1 protein-coding gene and 1 tRNA gene are annotated in these 2,970 nt (G+C 44.2%); both read left to right on the top strand.

The window, feature by feature from the left end:
* Window positions 1–416 precede the first annotated feature (416 nt).
* Window positions 417–500, top strand: a tRNA-Ser gene (locus tag PLA23_RS12180).
* Between the two features lie 66 nt (window positions 501–566).
* Window positions 567–2,970, top strand: a 2,404-nt coding sequence (locus PLA23_RS12175; protein ID WP_324475355.1) for a PKD domain-containing protein, incomplete at its 3' end; no start/stop codon positions are given.

Here is a 2,970-nt window from a genome sequence, read left to right as displayed (position 1 = left end):
AGGGGGGAAAGGAACGGACCATGAAATTTTTCCCTGACTTTTATCTTCTTTGTGAGATTTAAAAAGCCCCATGATCATCCTCGGATTATATGCAGATATGATATCAATTAATTGTAATGAGTGTTAGAACAAAAAGATTATCTCTATTAATGTCTGGATTTAAAAAACCGGACAGAAAGAGATGTCCGACCCTCAGGATGGCAGGGGTGATCGACCGGGCCGGACTGGTATCGGTGATACCAGTATATCTTGATCATGATTTTCTATAAGGTTACTGGTATGCCGGGCACATTTGCCGGGCATAATGATGACAGAAATCAAAACCTCTCTGGAGCAATAATTTATTCAGAGTGCGATTTTGATGTTCCCGGCGATATTTTTATCAAACGGAAATGATAATAGGTTAAGGCAGTTGTGCCGAGGTAGTCTAGTCCGGGAAGGCGGTGGTCTCGAAAACCACTGGTGGTAACACCTCGGGAGTTCAAATCTCCCCTTCGGCGTTCATTTTTAAGATAATAATTTTTATATATAAAAACCCATATGGTATATCACGATGGGTTGGGCACATGAAACTGGATATTAATTCAGGAATTACGTGGATAATCTTCTTATCTCTCTTTGCATCCACTGGTTTATCTGCCGGAGAAATCCCTCCGATTAGCGTACAAAATGCACATTCAGTAATTATTGCTGATTTCTCTGCTGATAACCAACAGGGAAATGCACCATTCACGGTCACATTTACTGATCTCTCCACCGGGCTGCGGGACCATTATGAATGGGCATTTGGTGACGGAGAACGTTCATTTGAACAAAATCCGGTCCATACCTATTATGAGCCGGGAGTATACACGGTGTCTCTCGCCGTCTCCGGAACCGCAGGATCAGATAAAAAAACGAGAATTGGATATATTTCAGTATTAGAAGCAGAATCAGATAATGCCGCATCTCCTAAGATGAGAACGGGGGAGCGCATGGATAAAAATGGTTCAGTTGTATCGGTACAGAATGGAGATATAACTCCTGTTGGAGAAAGCATTTCTGTAGAAGCGGTTACTGAACCAGTACCAAAGACCACTGAACCAGTATCCTCCTCTCAGACTTTTCCCAAACCTCCAGTAACAGAACCACCGGCATCTCCGGTTCATGCTGAATTTTCAGTTACTGATTCAGTCGGACTGGCTCCCCTGAAAGTGACTTTTACTGACCAGTCTGCCGGACCAGTGACGTCATGGCTGTGGGATTTTGGTGATGGAACAACATCTGCTGCAACATCTCCTATTCACATATTTCAAAACCCTGGCGTGTATGATATCACTTTATCCGTTGAGGGTCAGGGAAGTTCTAATAGCACCAAAAAAACCGGGGCTGTACAGGTAATTGCTCCTGTTGTATCTGCATTTATTGCAAGCCCGTGTGAAGGGACAACTCCACTTGAAGTACGATTTGAGGAGCAATCAACCGGTACAATTCTAAAACGGGAATGGTCATTCGGGGATGGCATTTACTCAGAACTGGAAAATCCTGTTCATGTTTACGAAAAACCTGGTACGTATGATGTATCATTAAAAGTAACCGGTACACACAATGAAGACCTTCTGACCAGACCATCATATATACTCGTTCATCCGGATCTTCCACCTCCAACAAAGCTCCCAACTCCTGATCCAACTCCTTTTATCCCAGTTCCAGAACCAGTTCTGCCCAAAGCCGTGGATGAAGCAATCCCTGTCCTGACAGAATCAAAAAATATAAATCCTGAACCTGTATCATCCCCGATAGAACCTACAAAATCAGTACCTGAAATTGAGGAAGTGTCACCTTCCGAGCCGGAAAAACCTGTATCTGTCCCTCCTGTAGTGGATTTTATTCTATCACCCGATTCAGGAACCGCTCCTTTAACTATTCAATGCACTGATACCTCTACCGGCGTATTTGAATCAATATTCTGGGACTTTGGAGATGGATCAAATACAAGTGAGACAAATCCGATCCATGTCTATGAGATCCCTGGGGAGTATACAATAACCCTGACCAGATCCAGTCCCGGATACCCTGAAGAATTTACAAAAAGCGCAGTTATTCGGGTACAGGCTCCACCAGAACCCCCAGTTGCACAGTTTACTATCAGCAGCACGGAAGGAACCGCACCTTTTGCTATTGCGTGTACTGATCAGTCGGAGGGTGATATTACCGAACGGATTTGGGACTTTGGTGATGGTAAGGTAATCAGAGGAAAAAATCCAACCCATACCTATGTTCTCCCCGGTCAGTACTCCATCACCCTGACCGTTCGAGGCCCAGGTGGAAAGGATGAACTCCGAAAGAATTCAGTAATTACGGTACTTCCATCTCCGGAAAAACTTACAGCATTATTCTCTGCTGATCCTGTCCGCGGGAATGCCCCCTTATCTGTCATCTTTCATGATTCATCTACAGGAATCATATCTGCATGGGATTGGGATTTTGGTGATGGAACCGTATCCCATGAACAGAATCCGACTCATGTATATTCACAACCAGGCACATATTCAGTTAAACTTGTTGTTACAGGACCTGATGGCAGTTCTGAAAAATTTGATGAGAACCTGATTGTAGTTGATACCCCGGTTGAACCAGTACGTGCTGCATTTTCCGTGTACCCGATTTCAGGTGATGCACCTCTGACCATATCATGTACTGATAAGACCATGGGTGACGCAGACACTTGGAACTGGTCGTTTGGTGATGGTGGTTTTTCATCTGAGAAAAATCCGAACCATACCTACAATCAGCCAGGGATTTATACCGTCAGTCTTGAGGCATGCGGCCCAGGTGGAAAGGATAGTGTCGTGAAGAATGATTTGATATCAGTTCTTGGATCCGGCATTTCTCCAGAACTTATTATTACCGCAGAACCTGCCCATGGTACAGCGCCTCTTACAGTTACATTTGAAAAAACCAACGTGCCTCATGCTGTCAGTACATTGT

The sequence above is a fragment of the Methanospirillum sp. genome (genome assembly GCF_035406105.1).
Lineage (GTDB): Archaea > Halobacteriota > Methanomicrobia > Methanomicrobiales > Methanospirillaceae > Methanospirillum.
This window is presented reverse-complemented; position numbering and strand designations above follow the sequence as displayed.